Annotated in this window: 13 protein-coding genes; 4 read left to right on the forward strand and 9 right to left on the reverse strand. The window is 55.4% G+C overall.

The features are described 5' to 3' along the window. Nucleotides 1-88 precede the first annotated feature (88 nt). Together EPIR_RS11270 and fghA are read left to right on the forward strand one after the other, a co-directional pair. On the forward strand, nucleotides 89-1216 hold the full coding sequence (locus EPIR_RS11270) for an S-(hydroxymethyl)glutathione dehydrogenase/class III alcohol dehydrogenase (RefSeq protein WP_023655529.1): 1128 nt from the start codon (nucleotides 89-91) through the stop codon (nucleotides 1214-1216). A gap of 11 nt (nucleotides 1217-1227) precedes the next feature. Beyond that, complete coding sequence (gene fghA / locus EPIR_RS11275; protein ID WP_023655530.1) at nucleotides 1228-2073, forward strand: S-formylglutathione hydrolase; 846 nt, start codon at nucleotides 1228-1230, stop codon at nucleotides 2071-2073. Between the two features lie 163 nt (nucleotides 2074-2236). On the opposite strand, the gene EPIR_RS11280 is transcribed toward fghA, so the two are convergent. The 5 genes from EPIR_RS11280 to yieE all read right to left on the reverse strand — a co-directional run bounded on the left by EPIR_RS11280 (nucleotide 2237) and on the right by yieE (nucleotide 8803). Continuing rightward, the gene (locus EPIR_RS11280; RefSeq protein WP_023655531.1) at nucleotides 2237-4165 is read right to left on the reverse strand and encodes a S8 family serine peptidase; all 1929 of its coding nucleotides are present in this window, start codon (nucleotides 4163-4165) and stop codon (nucleotides 2237-2239) included. 132 nt (nucleotides 4166-4297) lie between these two features. Beyond that, on the reverse strand, nucleotides 4298-5083 hold the full coding sequence (locus EPIR_RS11285; RefSeq protein ID WP_023655532.1) for an ABC transporter ATP-binding protein: 786 nt from the start codon (nucleotides 5081-5083) through the stop codon (nucleotides 4298-4300). Beyond that, nucleotides 5083-6165 (reverse strand): FecCD family ABC transporter permease, encoded by a 1083-nt coding sequence (locus EPIR_RS11290; protein WP_023655533.1) that lies wholly within the window; start codon nucleotides 6163-6165, stop codon nucleotides 5083-5085. Before EPIR_RS11290 ends, EPIR_RS11285 begins: the two co-directional genes overlap by 1 nt. Nucleotides 6166-6304: 139 nt before the next feature. Continuing rightward, a complete protein-coding gene (locus tag EPIR_RS11295; protein WP_023655534.1) occupies nucleotides 6305-7771 on the reverse strand; it encodes an amino acid permease in 1467 nt (488 codons plus the stop codon). A 156-nt stretch (nucleotides 7772-7927) separates the two neighbouring features. Next, nucleotides 7928-8803 carry a DNA-binding transcriptional regulator YeiE gene (gene yieE, locus EPIR_RS11300; protein ID WP_023655535.1) on the reverse strand — a complete coding sequence of 292 codons (876 nt, stop codon included), beginning with the start codon at nucleotides 8801-8803 and terminating at the stop codon, nucleotides 7928-7930. Between the two features lie 132 nt (nucleotides 8804-8935). Here yieE and EPIR_RS11305 point away from each other — a divergent pair, with 132 nt between their 5' ends. Together EPIR_RS11305 and nfo are read left to right on the forward strand one after the other, a co-directional pair. After that, entirely contained in the window at nucleotides 8936-9988 is a 1053-nt protein-coding gene (locus EPIR_RS11305) for a YeiH family putative sulfate export transporter (RefSeq protein WP_023655536.1), read from the forward strand. A 65-nt stretch (nucleotides 9989-10053) separates the two neighbouring features. After that, nucleotides 10054-10896 carry a deoxyribonuclease IV gene (gene nfo, locus EPIR_RS11310; protein ID WP_023655537.1) on the forward strand — a complete coding sequence of 281 codons (843 nt, stop codon included), beginning with the start codon at nucleotides 10054-10056 and terminating at the stop codon, nucleotides 10894-10896. A 94-nt stretch (nucleotides 10897-10990) separates the two neighbouring features. Here nfo and fruA read toward each other — a convergent pair whose 3' ends face one another. The 4 genes from fruA to EPIR_RS11330 form a co-directional block, all read right to left on the reverse strand. After that, nucleotides 10991-12679 (reverse strand): PTS fructose transporter subunit IIBC, encoded by a 1689-nt coding sequence (gene fruA / locus EPIR_RS11315; protein WP_023655538.1) that lies wholly within the window; start codon nucleotides 12677-12679, stop codon nucleotides 10991-10993. Nucleotides 12680-12695: 16 nt separating this feature from the next. Continuing rightward, nucleotides 12696-13637, reverse strand: coding sequence for a 1-phosphofructokinase (gene fruK / locus EPIR_RS11320; protein WP_023655539.1), 942 nt, complete (start codon nucleotides 13635-13637; stop codon nucleotides 12696-12698). Then, entirely contained in the window at nucleotides 13634-14767 is a 1134-nt protein-coding gene (fruB, locus tag EPIR_RS11325; protein ID WP_023655540.1) for a fused PTS fructose transporter subunit IIA/HPr protein, read from the reverse strand. The genes fruK and fruB overlap by 4 nt, the downstream gene beginning before the upstream one ends. Before the next feature lie 280 nt (nucleotides 14768-15047). Further along, nucleotides 15048-15314 (reverse strand): YkgJ family cysteine cluster protein, encoded by a 267-nt coding sequence (locus EPIR_RS11330; protein WP_023655541.1) that lies wholly within the window; start codon nucleotides 15312-15314, stop codon nucleotides 15048-15050. Nucleotides 15315-15420 lie beyond the last annotated feature (106 nt).

Genomic DNA, 15420 nt, shown 5'->3' on the forward strand with positions numbered 1-15420 from the left:
CGCTTTTCCTCAATCCGGGTGACGCTTAACCACACTTTCTGCTCCAGACCGATTAATCCCGGCGCGGAGTCCCTGACAGGAGCAACATATGCAGATGATTAAAACGCGTGCCGCCGTAGCATGGGCTGCCGGTGAACCACTGAAAATTGAAGAACTGGATCTGATGCCGCCGCAGAAAGGTGAAGTGTTGGTGCGCATCGTGGCTACCGGCGTGTGCCATACCGATGCCTATACCCTTTCCGGTAAAGACCCGGAGGGCGTGTTCCCGGCGGTGCTCGGCCATGAAGGCGGCGGCGTGGTGGAAGCCGTGGGTGAAGGCGTCACCAGCGTGGCGGTCGGTGACCATGTTATTCCGCTGTACACCCCGGAATGCCGCCAGTGTAAATTCTGCCTTTCCGGCAAAACTAACCTGTGCCAGGCCATCCGCACCACTCAGGGTAAGGGCCTGATGCCGGACGGCACCACCCGCTTCTTCAAAGACGGCCAGCCGATTTACCACTATATGGGCACCTCAACCTTTTCTGAATACACCGTGGTGCCGGAAATATCACTGGCGAAAATCAGCAAAGAAGCGCCGCTGGAAGAAGTGTGCCTGCTGGGCTGTGGCGTCACCACCGGCATGGGGGCGGTACTGAATACCGCCAAAGTGAAGGAAGGGGATACCGTTGCCATCTTCGGCCTGGGCGGTATCGGCCTGTCGGCGATTATTGGCGCGAAAATGGCGAAGGCCGGACGCATCATCGGTATTGATATCAATACCAGCAAGTACGATCTGGCGCGTAAGCTCGGGGCCACCGACCTGATTAACCCCAAAGACTTCGACAAGCCGATTCAGGATGTCATCGTTGAGATGACCGACGGCGGCGTTGATTTCTCCTTCGAGTGCATCGGTAACGTCAACGTGATGCGGTCTGCGCTGGAGTGCTGCCACAAGGGCTGGGGCGAATCGGTCATCATCGGCGTGGCCGGCGCGGGCGAAGAGATCGCCACCCGTCCGTTTCAGCTGGTCACCGGCCGGGTATGGCGCGGTTCCGCCTTTGGCGGCGTAAAGGGCCGCACGCAGCTGCCGGGTCTGGTTGAGCGTTACATGGGGGGAGAGTTCCAGCTAAACGACTTTATTACCCACAATCTGCCGCTGGAAGAGATCAACGAAGCCTTTGATCTGATGCATGAAGGTAAATCTATCCGTACCGTGGTGCATTTCGCGAAATCATAAGGAAGAAAAGGATGTCATCTTCACTGGAGCTTTTAGAAGAACATCGCCTGTTTGGTGGCTGGCAGCAGCGTTATCGCCATCATTCCGCCAGCATGAACTGCGCGATGACCTTCAGCATCTTTTTACCCGGCCCGAAAAGCAGTACGCCGCCGCCGGTGGTCTGGTTCCTTGCCGGGCTGACCTGTAGCGATGAAAACTTCAGCGTCAAGTCCGGGGCGCAGCGCGTAGCGGCAGAACTGGGGCTGGTGCTGGTGATGCCGGATACCGGTCCACGGGGAGAACAGGTTGCTGATGACGACGGTTACGATCTAGGGCAAGGGGCGAGCTTCTATCTCAATGCCAGCGAAACGCCGTGGGCCAGTCATTTTCGCATGTACGATTACATCAACAGCGAACTTCCGGCGCTGATCGCCGGGAACTTCAACATCAGCGATCGTCAGGCGATGATGGGGCATTCGATGGGTGGGCATGGCGCGTTAATGCTGGCGCTGCGCAATCCGGGAAAATTTAGCTCGGTGTCCGCTTTTGCGCCGATCGTGAATCCGATGGAGGTTCCGTGGGGAAAAAAGGCCTTTAGCGCCTATCTGGGTGAGGATATCAGCGCCTGGCAGCAGTATGACAGTTGCTGGCTGATGCGTAACGGCGGTGCGGTACTTCCGATGTTGGTCGACCAGGGGGACAGCGATCAGTTCCTTGCCGATCAGCTCCGGCCTGAACAGCTGGAGGCAACGGCGCACGAACTGGGCTATCCGCTAACCTTGCGTATACAGCCAGGTTATGACCATAGTTACTTCTTTATCGCCAGTTTTATCGAAGATCACCTGCGCTTCCATGCCCGGCATCTGTTGGTGTCGTAACCCATTACGCGAAGACATGTGTCATTCCTCCTTCTGGAATGACACATGAGTTTGAACTCTCCGTTGCAGAAATAAACAACTCAGACACAGGTGATGTCCGATCGGGTTTTAGCGGCTATCTGAGCAGTTTACCGCTCAATAGCCGCCATATCTTGTCGACCGTTTAGCAACCCGCGTGCATGTTTTTTGCGCCCTTTACACGCCATGCGCCCCACTCACCCTCACTGCCAGGCTTCGTCCCATTCACCCACCAGCCGTTTAGCCATACCTTGCCTTCCCAGCTCACTTCGGTACAGGCCTTGTCATAGGTCTTTTTGGCATCCCATTTCGGAGCCGTCGTGCCGCCGTTTAGCGTAAACGTCAACTTGCCCTGCTTAATCAGCGCACCCTGGGTATTGGTTGCCGTATAGTGCAGGGAATATTCACCCGGAGTAACGGATGAGAGCGGGATCTTGATGCTCATACTGTTATCGTTGAGCTGTTTATTTGCCGAGCCTTTTTTTACACCCTTACTGTCAACGACTTTAGCATCCAGCTTCAGTTTCCCCGTCGCTTTAACTTTAAAACTCAGGGTTGATGACTGTTCTGAGATGGTGCCTGCCTTCAAATCGGACACAACCACGTCTTCCACAGGTGTTTCAGCACCCAACAGTTTTTCTGCCGCTCTCAGCATATCAGGCTGCGTACCAATGTACTTGCCAGGGCTGCTCAGCGGTGTGCCGGTTTCCGTTAACAGTTCACGCATCTCTTTCGGGGATACCGTTATGCCATGTTGTTTCGCTATTCCCGATAAACCCGCCACCGCGCCGGCAATAATCGGGTTGGCTGAAGAGGTGCCGGAGAAGCTATCGGTATATTGCGCATTAGGGGCGTTCCACAAATCAGCACCCGCTCCATTAGCATAAGTGGTGGTCACGTAGTCGCCCCAGGAAGCACTGCTTACCGCAGAGCCATAATCACTAAACCAGGACCTCTTACCCGTTTTCGCATCCACCGCTCCGGCAAGGATAGAGCCTGAATCACGCTTATTGCGGTCGAACTTCCCTTTAAAACTCGGATGATCGAGATCGATATTGCCATTTCCCGCCGCAGCAATAACGTGGATACCACTATCAGTTGCCGTTTTTATCGCATCAAACCAGGACCGATTATACTCCACAGGGGCATAACAACTATTGGTACAGCCCGGCATGCTGGTAATGCGTAAATGGATACCGAGCTGTACCACATCTCCCGGCTTTAGCCGTTTAATCGCCTTAACAAACAGTTCATTAGGCGAATCGGAATAGGCAAAGCTGGCCTGGTTGGCAATGCCGGTAACACCAAAACCATTATCTTTGCCCGCCATAATGCCGACTGACTGGGTGTCGTGCGCGCTGATTATCTCTGGAGAGTGGGTCAATGAGAATATGGGTTTGGGAAGGTCAAGGTGGTCATGATCCCAGCGATTGATTTCAGTAGAAAGCACGGTGATGCCTTTACCCGCGCTGCTGGGATATTTTTTGTGGGCCGCATCCGCATTGATCCCGCCCAGCGCGTAACCGGTTCCTTTGTCGTCCGGTGCTTTCATATAGTATTGCAGGTCAACAAAGGAGGGAATTGCTGCATCAGCCCCCTGCGGGGGTGCCTCACCGGTCGCGGATAAGCGCCCTGTCACTCCGTTTTCATCGGAAAAATGATCAAGGGGTACAGGTTTGGAGTCCGGATAAACCGCCTCAACATCATGCTCTTTTTCGATGGAATTGATAATGTCATTAATATAATCAATATTCCGCTTCTGATTTTCCGGCAATTTTATTTCAAAATACCGATTCAGCCCGTTTTTGTTGCTGTTAACACCGAGCCGTGAAGAGCGGGGAACATCGTCAAACAGCTTATTCATATGCAGCTGCATGCCATAGCTGTTGCTCAGACGAATATTTTTATTATTGTCAGGCTGCACATCATTCAGATTCAGCGCTCTCATGCCCTTTTCGCTAAATTTTACCACTACCGCACTATAATCAACCCCTTCTCCAGCATAGAAGTCGACGGTGGCTGCTGCGTTAGCCGAACAGAGAGCCATCATGGTATATAACAGTTTCTTCTTCATTTCTTTCCAGTTTACATCGTCAATAAGGAGTAAACAGTTTATAAAGGAGACTGTAACTTGATGAAATTAAACACTCTTAATACGCTTAATTTCACCGACCGTGAGGTGCTATAACCCAAAAAAAGCCCGACGCTAAAACGCCGGAGCCGCCACCAACCCATCAATTAACACCTGCGGAACCCCCTGCGAACAGCGTTCAATGCGCCCTTGTACACCATATACCCGCGCAAGGCTTTCAGGCGTGATCACCTCTTCTGGCCGACCATCGGCGATTAGCTCACCGTTTTGCAGCATCAGCACATGCTCCGCGTGGCGCAACGCGATATTGATATCGTGTACCACCACCACGGTAACAATATTGCGCAGACGCGTTTCGCGCCGTACCAAATCCATCACATGAAACTGATAGTTCAAATCGAGCGCGCTCAAGGGCTCATCAAGTAACAGCAGTTCCGGGCGACGGATCAGCGACTGCGCCAGGCCGACCAGCTGCTTCTGCCCGCCAGAAAGCTGATCAAGATAGCTTAGCGCCAGGTGCGCGATGCCCAGCTGTTGCAACAGCGCCATCACTTCGGCTTCGCTGGCCGCGCTGCTGCGCCCGCCGCTGGCTCGCTGCGCCACGATAATTGACTCCAACACATGCAGATGCACCCCGGCAGGTAAAGACTGCGGCAGGTACACCACGCGTGAAGCCCGACGGGCAAACGGCAACGCCGTCAGCTCTTCGCCGTTGAGCCACAGCTCGCCTTGCGCCTGATTCAGCCCGGCCAGAGAACGCAGCAGCGTCGATTTACCGCAGCCGTTCGGCCCCAGCAGCACGGTGATTTTACCACGCGGTAGTCGCTCAACATTGAGGTTGTCGATCACCTGACGCTTCGTATAACCGGCTTTAAAGCCGCTGATTTTCAGCCCCTGCATCAGACACTCCCCCGATGGCGCATGATAATGCTCAGAAAGAACGGCACGCCGACCAGTGAGGTGACAATGCCAACCGGAATGATGACGCCGGGGATCAGATTTTTTGACACCACCGAGGCCATAGATAACACCAGCGCGCCCGTCAACGCGCTGGCTGGCAGATAGAAGCGGTGATCTTCACCGAAAATCATACGCGCGATATGCGGTGCAACCAGGCCGATAAAGCCAATCGGCCCAACAAATGCTACCGCCAGGGCAGAGATAATACTGATACGCAGCAGCGTCACCAGGCGCAGACGGCGCACGTCAATACCAAAACTGACGGCGCGATCTTCACCCAGACGCAGCGCGGTCAGCTTCCAGGCGCTCATCATTGAGAACGGCACCAACAGCAGCAGTGCGCCGCACAGCACCGCCAGCTTCTCCCATGATGCACGCGCCAGGCTGCCCATTGTCCAGAAAACCAGCCCCTGCAAGGTATCTTCGTTAGCGATAAACTGCATCATCGACACCAGCGCGTTGAAGGTAAATACCAGTGCAATACCAAACAGCACCACGCCGGAGGTGGACACCTGAGTCCAGCGCGTGACCGCATCCAGCATCAACGCGGCCAACAGCGCAAAAACAAAGGCGTTAGCCGAAATAAACCACTGATCGGGAATGCCCGGAATACCGATCCCAAGCACAATCGCCAGCGCCGCGCCGAAAGCCGCAGCGGAAGAGACGCCGAGGGTAAAGGGACTGGCGAGAGGGTTATTGAGGATGGTCTGCATTTCTGCCCCCGCAAGGCCGAGGCCCAGGCCGACCACCACCGCCATCAGCGCATAGGGCAGACGAATATCCCAGACGATCACCCGTGTACCAGGGTCCGACGTTTCTGGCGACAGCAGCGTCTGCCATAGCGTGTGTAAAGACAGCCCGGAAGGGCCGAGAGTAAAGTCGAGCACCAGTGAAGCCACAATCGCCGCGATCAACACGGCCATCAACAGTACACGGTGGCGCAGTAACGCATGGTAGCGTCCCATCACTCCCTGCGGCGGCACATTGCCTGACTGCTGTACAACCTGGTCAGTTAAACTCATTATCAATACCTGTTCAGCCTGGTGAATAATGGTGAAAAGAGGGCAAATGATAATACTTATCAGTGCTATTTGTCATATTGAATCATGCAGCAAAAAAAAGGCGCTTAATAGGCGCCTTTTTTTTTACGTTGTCAGTCTGCTACGGGTTTGACGTCGGGAACTCCATCTCACCGTATTTCACAAAACGGCTTTTGCGCGACAGTCGGAAACCCAGCCAGATCAGCAGGAACAGCGGAATACCGATGTAAGTGGCGGCCACGCCGTACCAGTCAATGCGATCGGCAAGGAATGCCTGGTAATTCTGTCCGAGGGTAATCATCAGGCAGAGCACAAAGGCGAAGACAGGCCCGAACGGGAAGAAACCGGAACGGTAAGGCAGTCCAGACAGATCGCCCCCCTGCATCATATAACCTTTGCGAAAGCGGTAATGACTGATGGCAATGCCCAGCCAGGCGATAAACCCGGTCATTCCCGAGGTGTTCAGCAACCACAGATAAACGGTCTGATTGCCAAACATCGAGGTCAGGAAGCACAGGCCCGCAACCACGGTAGTAGCATACAGTGCGTTGCGCGGCACGCCGCCTTTTGACAGCCTGGCGAAAATACGCGGGGCTTTGCCCTCGGAGGCCAGGGTGTAAAGCATACGCGTAGAGGCGTACATACCCGAGTTACCCGCCGACAGAACCGCCGTCAGGATAACCGCATTCATCACCGCCGCCGCTGACAGCAGGCCAGCGTGCTGGAATACCAGCGTAAACGGACTGACGCTGATATCTTTAATATCGGTACGCAGCAGGCTGGGATCGGTATAGGGGATAATCAGACTGATCACCAGAATGGCGAACACGTAGAACAGCAAAATGCGCCAGAACACCTGACGAACCGCGCGTGGAATATTTTTCGCCGGGTCTTTAGATTCACCGGCGGCGATACCAATCAGTTCAGTCCCCTGGAACGAGAAGCCGACGATCATCGCCACACCGATCATAGCGGAAAAGCCGCCGGAGAACGGCGCATCGCCGATCTGCCAGTTTTGCCAGCCGGCACTTTCGGCGCCGCGCAGGATGCCTGCGATCATCATCACGCCAACAACGATAAACACCACAACCGTGACCACTTTAATCAGCGAGAACCAGTATTCTGCTTCACCGAAACCTTTCACCGAGATGTAATTCAGCAGGAAGATCAGTGAGAGGAACAGAGCGCTCCAGATCCAGCCGGGGGTATCCGGGAACCACCAGTTCATCACCAGCTGCGATGCCACCAGGTCAACAGCGATAGTCACCGCCCAGTTGTACCAGTAGTTCCAGCCTAGCGCGAAGCCAAATCCTTCTTCGACGTATTTAGCCCCGTAGGTGGCAAAAGAGCCGGAGACCGGCATAAACGCCGCCAGCTCACCGAGGCTGGTCATCAGAAAGTAGACCATCAGGCCGATCAGTGCGTACGACAGCAACGCGCCGCCCGGCCCTGCCTGTGAAATGGTTGCGCCAGAGGCGACAAAAAGACCGGTACCAATTGAACCGCCGATGGCGATCATCGTTAAATGACGAGCTTTCAGCTCACGCCTTAATCCAGGCTGTTGTGTCGTTTTCGTGTCATGATCCATGTTTTAACGCTGCGCTCTAGCAAAATGAGGCGCGATTATAGCAACCTACCGCCGGTGGTATAGCGCTAACACCGTTTTATAAGTTTGCTTCATGATCGGCTGACGATTATTAGAAGTTCCAGCTGCCGCTGCGGAAATTCATCGCCACAATGCGGACTAATTCGTCTCTTGCGTGCAATAGCTAAGAAAGCGGCTGAGGGCTTTGGATATATGTTTTTGACGATGGTGAATGCGGTACAACGTGCGTTTCAGTTCAGGTAACGGGATAGCCACTTCAACCAGCGTCCCCAGCGCCAGCTGTTCGGCAATCGCCCGGCGCGACAGGCAGCTGATGCCCATCCCGTGGCGTACCGCGTTTTTGATCGCCTCTGAATTCCCTAACTCCAGCGCCAGCGTAAACTGGGGCAGATGCGACAGCAGCAGATAATCCACAATTTCACGCGTACCTGACCCCTGTTCACGCAGGATCCACGGCGCAGCGGCCAGGCTTTGTAGCGAAGGCGGATGGCTGAGAATATCGGCTCCCGGCGCGGCAAAAACCACCAGTTCATCTTCCAGCCAAGGCTCACTGACCAGCTCCGGCCGGTGACAAGGCCCCTCAATCAGACCGATATCGACGCGGAAATCGGCGACGGCGGCGATCACCTCCTGACTGTTGCCTACATTCAGTTCGAGCGGCAGACTGGGATAATCACGACGGTAGCGGGCAATCATGCCCGGCAGCAGGTAGTTACCAATGGTGCTGCTGGCCGAGAGGCGCAGCGCACCATTGTCTTCACGGAACAGCTGCTCAATTTCCAGCGCCTGCTCCAACAGCGCCACTGCCCGTGGGTAGAGCAAACGACCATGTTCATTAATCACCAGTCGTTTGCCTACCCGGTCAAATAGCTGCACGCCGAGCTGGCTTTCCAGATCCGCCAGCGCTGCGCTGACCGCAGACTGTGATAACGCCAGCACCTGTGACGCCTGAGTGGTTGAGCCATTTTTCAGCACTTCGCTGAACACTTCCAGCTGGCGCAAAGTAATGTGCATTGCCTGTCCTTTTATCGTCTGCCGCTGCGTACGCCGCTATATCGCTTAGAGTGGTTGGTTATAAATATATAATCAATTTCTCTTTTAAGCCAGCGGCGCTCATGATGAGGGTATTGCTACAGGAGAAGCATCATGAGCTTAACGACAACGGCCCTGCCCACACAGAATCCCGCCCGCCACCTACCCGGCCTGGTGCTGGCTGTGGCTATCGCCGCGCTGGCCACCTCACTTGGCAATCTGCCACGCGTTGCCGCACTGGGGCTGGGATCGTTAACGCTGGCGATTATTGGCGGCATCATCATTGGTAACATCTTTTATTCACGTCTGGCATCGCACTGTGACAGCGGGACGCAGCTGGCGAAACAGCAGCTGTTACGCACCGGTATCGTGCTGTATGGCTTTCGCCTGACGATACAGCAGCTTACCGATGTCGGGATAAGCGGCGTGATTATCGATGTCCTGACGCTGGGTTCGACCTTTATTCTCGCCTGCTGGCTCGGTCAACGCCTGCTTGGGCTCGACCGCGATACCAGCTGGCTGATTGGTGCCGGTAGCAGCATCTGCGGCGCCGCCGCCATTCTTGCGACCGAACCGATGATCAAAGCCGATACGGCCAAGGTGGCGGTGGCTATCGCTACCGTGGTGATTTTTGGCACGCTGGCGATATTTATCTATCCGCTGATGTGGCCTCTGGTCAGTCATCTGTTACCGATGGTGAGCGCCAGTGAATATGGTGTGTATATTGGATCAACGATGCATGAAGTGGCACAAGTGGTCGCCGCAGGGCACGCGGTTGGCCCCGATGTGGAGAACTCTGCGGTGATTGCCAAACTGCTGCGCGTGATGCTGCTGGCCCCCTTCCTGCTACTGCTGGCGGCACGGGTACAGCGCAGCGATGGCCCCGGCCGCAGCGGCCCGATTGCCTTCCCGTGGTTTGCCCTTTTGTTTATCGGCGTCACCTTATTTAACTCACTGCATCTGCTGCCAGCGCGCTGGATCGCACAGATTAATCAGCTGGATAATCTGCTGTTGGCAACCGCGATGGCTGCGCTGGGGCTCACCACGCGTATCAACGCGCTGAAACGTGCCGGTATTAAACCGCTGCTGCTGGGGCTGTTCCTGTTTATCTGGCTCATGGTTGGTGGCGGGGCAATCAATCTGCTGGTACAGCATTTGATGGCATAATTTCCCCCTCTTTCCGGTTATCATGACCTGCCTGCCATTAAGCAGGTCATTAACAGGAGAACGGCATGAAATATATCGGTGCCCACGTCAGCGCAGCGGGCGGCGTGGATCGGGCGGTAGAACGCGCCTCAGAGTTGGAAGCAACGGCTTTCGCCCTATTTACTAAGAACCAGCGCCAGTGGCGCGCGGCTCCGCTCACTGATGAAGTGATTTCCGCCTTTCGCCTTGCCTGTGAAAAATACCGCTATACTCCGGCGCAGATCCTGCCCCATGACAGCTTTCTGATTAATCTGGGCCATCCGGAGGCTGAGGCGCTGGAAAAATCACGCGACGCGTTTCTTGATGAGATGAACCGTTGCCAGCAGCTCGGCCTGACGCTGCTCAATTTCCATCCGGGCAGTCATTTGCAGCAGATTACGGAAGATGAGTGCCTGAAGCGCATCGCCGAGTCGATCAATAGGGTGCTGGATAAAACCGCTGGCGTCACCGCAGTGATTGAAAACACCGCCGGTCAGGGCAGCAATCTCGGATTTAGCTTTGAGCATCTGGCGGCGATTATTGATGGCGTTGAGGATAAATCTCGCGTTGGCGTGTGTATTGATACCTGCCACGCCTTCGCCGGAGGTTATGATCTGCGTAGCGAAGAGGCGTGCGTTAATACCTTTGCCGAATTCGAGCGCATCGTGGGTTTCCAATACCTGCGCGGTATGCATCTTAACGATGCTAAAAGTGAATTTAACAGTCGTGTCGACCGACACCACAGTCTGGGCGAAGGCAATATCGGTAAAGCAGCATTTAGTTGGCTGATGAAAGATAACCGCTTTGACGGTATCCCGTTGATTCTGGAAACGATCAATCCGGATATCTGGAAAGATGAGATTGCGTGGTTGAAGTCAGAACAGAAATAACAAAGGACGGAGCGTTTATTCGCTCCGTCCCGATCGGGCTTATGCCTGTATTAAGGATGGACTTTACACAGACAGCCCTTTTTTAACGCTGTCATCAAGCCTGAGCCAGTTCCGCTTCAGGACGTTTCAGCAGCGCATAAGACAGTCCTGCCACCAGCGTACCGGCGATAATCGCCAGCAGGTAACCCACCACCGGCGTGATTGCGCCGGGGATCAGCAACACGAACAGGCCACCGTGTGGTGCCATCAGCTTGGCGCCGATAGTCATTGAGATGGCTCCCGTCACTGCACCACCAATCACGCAGCATGGAAGGACACGCATTGGATCACGGGCAGCAAACGGGATGGCGCCTTCAGAGATAAAGCACATCCCCAGCACCAGCGCCGCCTTGCCGCCTTCCTGCTGACTTTTACTGAATTTGCTACGCGCGACCACCGTTGCCACACCCATCGCCAACGGTGGAACCATACCCGCTGCCATAATCGCCGCCATTGGCGCATAGGTTTGCGAACTGAGCAGCCCCACGCCGAAAGCATACGCGACTTTGTTCAGCGGCCCGCCCATGTCCAGACACATCATGCCGCCGAGGATTGCGCCCAGCACCACGGCATTGGCCGTTCCCATATTCGCCAACCAGGCTGTCAGACCAGACATGATGCCAGCAACCGGTTTACCCACCACGTAGATCATCAGCAATCCAGTGACCAGGCTGGAAATCAGCGGGATGATCAGGATGGGCTTCAGCGCTTCCATACTGGTCGGCAGCTTCAGTTTCGAACTGAGGAATTTCGCGGCATAACCGGCAATAAAACCGGCGATAATCCCGCCAAGAAAACCAGCATTAATACTGGTCGCCAACATTCCGCCGACCAGGCCCGGTGCCAGACCAGGACGGTCGGCAATGGAGAAAGCAATAAATCCGGCTAGTACTGGCACCATCAGCGCCAGGGCAGTGCCGCCGCCAATCTGCATCAGTGCGGCAGCCAGCGTGCCGGGCTCTTTAAAGGCGGTGATACCAAAAGCAAATGACAGGGCGGTAATCAAACCACCCGCCACCACCATCGGCAGCATGTAAGAAACGCCGGTCAGCAGGTGACGGTAGGCCCCTGCTTTCTCCTTCTTCTCTGGCTGAGCGCTCTGCTCCCCCCCCTGGGGCTGCCAGGGCTTGGCTTCCGCCACCGCCTTGTCCAGCTCCTGCACGGTTTTCTTCAGCGCCAGGCCGGTTGAGGTGCGGTACATCGGCTTTCCGGCAAACTTCGCCAGATCCACTTCAATATCCGCAGCGACAATCACCAGATCGGCCGCCGCCACCTCTTCAGCGGTGATGACATTACCGGCACCGACTGAACCACGGGTTTCCACCTTAACCCACCAGCCGCGTTTTTTCGCCTCGGTGTTAATGGCTTCAGCCGCCATAAAGGTGTGCGCCACGCCGGTTGGGCAGGCGGTCACCGCTAATACACGTTTTGGCCCACTTTCTGCGGCTGTTGGGGCAACGGCAGCAGCAGGTGGTGCGCTATAAGTTTGGGCATCGGTTTGCGCTTGCGCCAGCACCTGCGCCGGTTGACGCAGCAGCTGCGCGACGTCCGCGAGGTAGACAGCTTTACCGTTGAGCGCAGCGTCGGCCGGAATATTTTTACCTGCAACGATCGCCAGATCGGCTTCTGCCGGGTTTTCGGTCAGAGTGATGTTGCCGCTGGCTGCTGCTGCCGCAGTCATTTTTTTGGCCAGATAGCCGGTAGCCAGTCCCAGTGAAGAATCAATTATCAGCAGCGTTTTCATTATGCGTCTCCTGCTGTCAGTGGTTAATAGGATGTAAATCGACACGCGCCATCATCGCGGCCAGCTGTGTGCGATCGGTCACGCCCACATTGCTCTGGCTGACGGCCAGCGCCGCCACTGCGGTAGCAAGGCGCAGCGTGTGCTCGCTGGATTCGCGCATAAGCAGTCCGTAAATCAGACCGCCTACCATAGAATCACCCGCCCCAACGGTACTCACCACCTCACAGGCTGGTGGCTTCGCCATCCATTCGCCGGAGGCATTCACCCATAGCGCCCCTTCGGCTCCAAGTGAAATCACCACATGTGCGATGCCCTGCTCACGCAGCGCATGAGCGGCGGCGATCACATCCTGTAAAGTCGGTAATTTTCGCCCTGCCCAGATTTCCAATTCACGACGGTTAGGTTTAACCAGCCACGGTGCGGCCTTCAGTCCGGCAACCAACGCCTCGCGGCTGCTGTCGAAAATAATGCACGGGCAGTGGCTGCGCAGCTGGGCCATCCACTCGGTAAAGGCTTCGGGTTCCACCCCTGCCGGTAGGCTACCGCTGACGCAAACCATGTCGAACTGGCCAAGCCAGGTCAGTGAGTCGGTGGTAAAACGTTCCCAGTCCTGCGCCGTCACTTCAAATCCGGAGAAGTTCAGATCGGTCACATCACCGTCCTGCTCGGTCAGTTTGACGTTGATACGGGTGCGTCCTTCCACCACCTGGAAACGATTGGCGATACCCAACTCGCTGAACAGCAGCTGAAAACCGTCCTGGTTTTCTTTGCCGAGGAAGCCGCCAACGGTGACATCAATTCCCAAATCTTTCAGCACTTTGGCGACGTTAATTCCCTTTCCTGCCGCATGTAGCCCGGTGGTTTTCACCAGGTTGACTTCGCCGCGCTCGATTTCCGGGGTATATCCCACCAGGTCATAGGCAGGATTAAGGGTGATAGTGGCTACACGTCTGCTCATGCTGCCCCCTCGCCCAGACCTGCGGTGATGGCTTCACCGACCGCATCCAGCGCACGACGTGCATCTTCACCGCTGGCGGTAAAGCGCAGACGATGGCCTTTTTTCACGCCGAGCGCCACCACCTTCATCAGGCTGCGACCGTTGGCCGGTTTACCGCTGCCATCGAGGTTAATCACGCTGACCTCACAGTTAAACTGCTTGATCACACTGACCAATGCGGTGCCCGGACGGGCATGCAGACCGTGCTCGTTACGGATGGTGAACTCTTCGGTCACCACGTCAGCCTGTTCGGACACTTCGCTGGTCAGTAATGCCAGAATACCGGCTGCGTCTGCACTTAACAGGCGGTCGGCCTGCTGTTTAATCAGCAGATCGCTTAAATAGTTTAATACGGTTAAAGGCTGGTCATCGGCAACGGAAACCGTGATCAGCAGGGCTGCCGTTTCACCTTCTGCATCGAAGGGTTTAGCCGCACGACTGACCGCAACCGCGCTGGTCAGGTTGCCATCCGGGTTGTCGCTCAGCCAGATACCCTGGCCGAGATTGAGCGGTTTGCCTGAAATAACGCCCGTCACGAAAGAGGCATCTACCGCACCCGTGTGTTGCAGGCGTCCGGCGTTAAGCGCCTGTAAGGTCATCAGATCGTTGGCGGCAACCTCGGTAGCAATCAGCGAAGTATCAAACTTGAATTCAGCGGCCAGCTTTTCACCCATCAGGATGCTGCGCAGAGTTTCAGCTGAATCGGTATTTTTAAGCTGCTCCGCCACGCTGTCATCGCTTAGCACATGCGTCAGCTGACGCAGAAGCGCCAGGTGCTCGTCAGATTTTGCCGCGATACCGATCACCACATAGGCCGTCTGGTCTTCACCCCAGGCGATCCCCTGCGGGAACTGGAAAACCTGTACGCCGGTTTTCAGCACCAGATCGCGGGTATCGGTTGTGCCGTGCGGAATAGCAATGCCATTACCCAGGTAGGTTGACGTTTGCTGCTCGCGCGCCAGCATGCCTTCTACGTAGCCTGCGCCAACGTTCCCGGCTGCGGTTAATGCCGCAGCGACTTGACGAATCGCATCCTGTTTGTCGCCAGCCCGTGCTCCAGGCTTGATGGCATTGAGTTCTAGTTGGAACATAGTTCTCCCTGTTGCTGATTTGAATCGTTTCAGCTTATTTGAGAAAAAAAGCGCAACCGCCACAGTAACAACCTGAAGAGACAGCGCTGAAACGTTTCAATGATTTTGTGATGGTTCACAGATCCGTTGCAAGTTTTACCGCAAACGGCATAGCAGATTTTTGACAGCCAGCACACTTTGTCTCAGGTTTTCGGAAAAATGCGTCGGTGAGAGCATTAGCTGAAGCAGATGCTGAAGTCCATCCGCTGAGCGAAATAATAATGATGATGATGATGAAGATTCACATACCGGCCTGGGGAGCCGTTTGCGCTTCCAGATCCAACAAAAATATCATCGCCTGCTCGCGGTTTCGACCACACATTTCCTGGTGGGGTTGTAATCCGGCACACACTTTTGGCCGCAGCGGGGAGCCAAAAATCATGCAGCGTCGCTGAGCGTCCAGCTGTATACATGGCGTATTCGCCGGTTTGCCGTGCGGCATACCCGGTATAGGTGATGAAATAGACGGAGCCGTACAACAGGCCCCACATGCGGCTCGACACTCCATCGCGTTCTCCCGTCAGCAAAGCGCGACAATAGCAGGCCACCGTGTCGAATACTATGCTTATAAGCACCGGGCAACGCCTCTTCTCCCTTGGCTAACGCAGGCAGAT

Source organism: Erwinia piriflorinigrans CFBP 5888, assembly GCF_001050515.1.
Classification (GTDB): Bacteria; Pseudomonadota; Gammaproteobacteria; order Enterobacterales; family Enterobacteriaceae; genus Erwinia; species Erwinia piriflorinigrans.

What these genes read in the sequence shown, in the direction of transcription:
- EPIR_RS11285 (WP_023655532.1), bottom strand. Translation starts at nt 5,083, where the DNA reads ATGCAGGGGCTGAAAATCAGCGGCTTTAAAGCCGGTTATACGAAGCGT.
- EPIR_RS11295 (WP_023655534.1), bottom strand. Translation starts at nt 7,771, where the DNA reads ATGGATCATGACACGAAAACGACACAACAGCCTGGATTAAGGCGTGAG.
- EPIR_RS11290 (WP_023655533.1), bottom strand. Translation starts at nt 6,165, where the DNA reads ATGAGTTTAACTGACCAGGTTGTACAGCAGTCAGGCAATGTGCCGCCG.
- fruB (WP_023655540.1), bottom strand. Translation starts at nt 14,767, where the DNA reads ATGTTCCAACTAGAACTCAATGCCATCAAGCCTGGAGCACGGGCTGGC.
- nfo (WP_023655537.1), top strand. Translation starts at nt 10,054, where the DNA reads ATGAAATATATCGGTGCCCACGTCAGCGCAGCGGGCGGCGTGGATCGG.
- fghA (WP_023655530.1), top strand. Translation starts at nt 1,228, where the DNA reads ATGTCATCTTCACTGGAGCTTTTAGAAGAACATCGCCTGTTTGGTGGC.
- EPIR_RS11270 (WP_023655529.1), top strand. Translation starts at nt 89, where the DNA reads ATGCAGATGATTAAAACGCGTGCCGCCGTAGCATGGGCTGCCGGTGAA.
- EPIR_RS11280 (WP_023655531.1), bottom strand. Translation starts at nt 4,165, where the DNA reads ATGAAGAAGAAACTGTTATATACCATGATGGCTCTCTGTTCGGCTAAC.
- EPIR_RS11330 (WP_023655541.1), bottom strand. Translation starts at nt 15,314, where the DNA reads ATGGAGTGTCGAGCCGCATGTGGGGCCTGTTGTACGGCTCCGTCTATT.
- yieE (WP_023655535.1), bottom strand. Translation starts at nt 8,803, where the DNA reads ATGCACATTACTTTGCGCCAGCTGGAAGTGTTCAGCGAAGTGCTGAAA.
- fruK (WP_023655539.1), bottom strand. Translation starts at nt 13,637, where the DNA reads ATGAGCAGACGTGTAGCCACTATCACCCTTAATCCTGCCTATGACCTG.
- fruA (WP_023655538.1), bottom strand. Translation starts at nt 12,679, where the DNA reads ATGAAAACGCTGCTGATAATTGATTCTTCACTGGGACTGGCTACCGGC.
- EPIR_RS11305 (WP_023655536.1), top strand. Translation starts at nt 8,936, where the DNA reads ATGAGCTTAACGACAACGGCCCTGCCCACACAGAATCCCGCCCGCCAC.